Source organism: Pararhizobium sp. P1_E7, assembly GCF_056405855.1.
Genome location: NZ_JBFUBH010000201.1, coordinates 1 through 1,591 on the forward strand (window position 1 = coordinate 1; position 1,591 = coordinate 1,591).

At 54.6% G+C, this 1,591-nt stretch carries 2 protein-coding genes; both read right to left on the reverse strand.

Going from position 1 to position 1,591, the window contains the following annotated elements:
* Positions 1-160: 160 nt before the first annotated feature.
* Positions 161-619, reverse strand: coding sequence for a potassium channel family protein (locus AC1D17_RS28880; RefSeq protein ID WP_477568622.1), 459 nt, complete (start codon positions 617-619; stop codon positions 161-163).
* A gap of 136 nt (positions 620-755) precedes the next feature.
* Positions 756-1,591 (reverse strand): polyphosphate kinase 2 family protein (locus AC1D17_RS28885; protein WP_477568623.1); only part of this gene is annotated, 836 nt, incomplete at its 5' end.

The following is a 1,591-nucleotide window of genomic DNA, read 5'->3' on the forward strand; positions in this document are numbered from 1 at the left end:
ATATCGAGGTTCGGGATGGCCACAGATGACGTTCCAATGCCATTGATTTCTTCGGCTGGTTGAGACCCGACATTTGGGCGGATACCTTCATCGACCACGGCGAACGGCTCGGCGATGTGCCGCAAATGTTTATGCGCGCTAGGAAGGTCAAGGAGCGGCGTTACTCTGGGGGAAGGTTTTCAGGGTCATCATCGCTGACCAGTGCCTGACGGAACCACAGGACGGCGGAAACCTTAAAGAGGAACGCCGTCGTCCAGCCGAACAGCAAGATTCCGTTCACGCCTTCTAGCGCACTTGCAAGGCGCCACTTTCCCTCCAGCGTGACGTCGCCATAACCGATCGTCGCGAAAGTTATCGCCGAAAAATAGATGGCCTCTTCGAGGTCCCGCAGTTCGCCGGTCAGCCGGTAGGCAAGCGCCCAGATCATAATTTCAATCAGATGCGCGATAACGAAACCGATGACGAACAGGTAGCTCCAGCCGAGCCGTGCTAGCGGTGCGAGACTTTGTGTGCGGCCAAGGGGACGTGCTCCAATTCGGTAAAGCAGCATGACAGCAAGGCCGTGGACAACGATCGTGACAAGAAGCAGCCCTGTCGCAGTCACTATAACCAGCAGCATATCCTCCTCCTCGTGGCATCCGACTTAGATAGAACTGCAGTCGCACACAGCCAACGCCCCCGGCTTCAGGGTGTACTACTCGCAACAATGCCGGGACCGCATTAACCGCATGCCGACCTTGGGTTGATCGCTTTGGCTATTCTGTCTCTGCTAAAAGTTCGGCTTTGATGAGTTGTAGTTCCGCACGCCGCGCGTCATCGACGATGGGCATACTCAGATCGAGCTTTTCGAAGACCGCGGTAATAACTTCCGATATGGTAAGGCGGGCAAACCACTTGTTGTCGGCGGGTATCACGAACCATGGCGCGGCATCAGTGCTGGTGTTGGATAGCATTTCCTCAAATGCCTTCTGGTAGTCGTCCCAGTGTTGCCGCTCGGCGAAATCGGCGGATGAAAATTTCCAGTTCTTATCGGGCTCGTCGATCCGCGAGAGAAAGCGTTTCTTCTGCTCCTTCTTCGAAATATTGAGGAAGAATTTCACGACGATCGTGCCGTTTCTGCGTAGATATTTCTCAAAATTGTTGATCTCGTCAAAGCGCTTTTCCCAGACGTCCTTTCCGCGCGCCTGATGCGGCAGTTTCTGCTTTACCAGCAGCTCCGGATGGACCCTTACGACGATGACCTCTTCGTAATAGGAACGGTTGAAAATGCCGATCATTCCGCGGCCCGGCAGAGCTACTGACGCACGGCGGAGATAATCATGATCCAGATCATCAGGAGAAGGGGCCTTGAAGCTTGTTACCTGGCAGCCCTGCGGATTGATGCCGGACATCACATGACGGATTGCACCATCTTTGCCGGCCGCATCCATGGCCTGAAAAATGATAAGGAGCGAATAGACATCCTGCGCGTAGAGCATTTCCTGCATGGCTGAAAGGCGGGCGACGTTCTCGGCCACATGCTGCAGGGCGCCGGCCTTATCGTCGTATCCTCCGGTAAAATCTGGGTCGAAATCCTTCTTCAGATTGACCT

What these genes read in the sequence shown, in the direction of transcription:
- AC1D17_RS28880 (WP_477568622.1), bottom strand. Translation starts at nt 619, where the DNA reads ATGCTGCTGGTTATAGTGACTGCGACAGGGCTGCTTCTTGTCACGATC.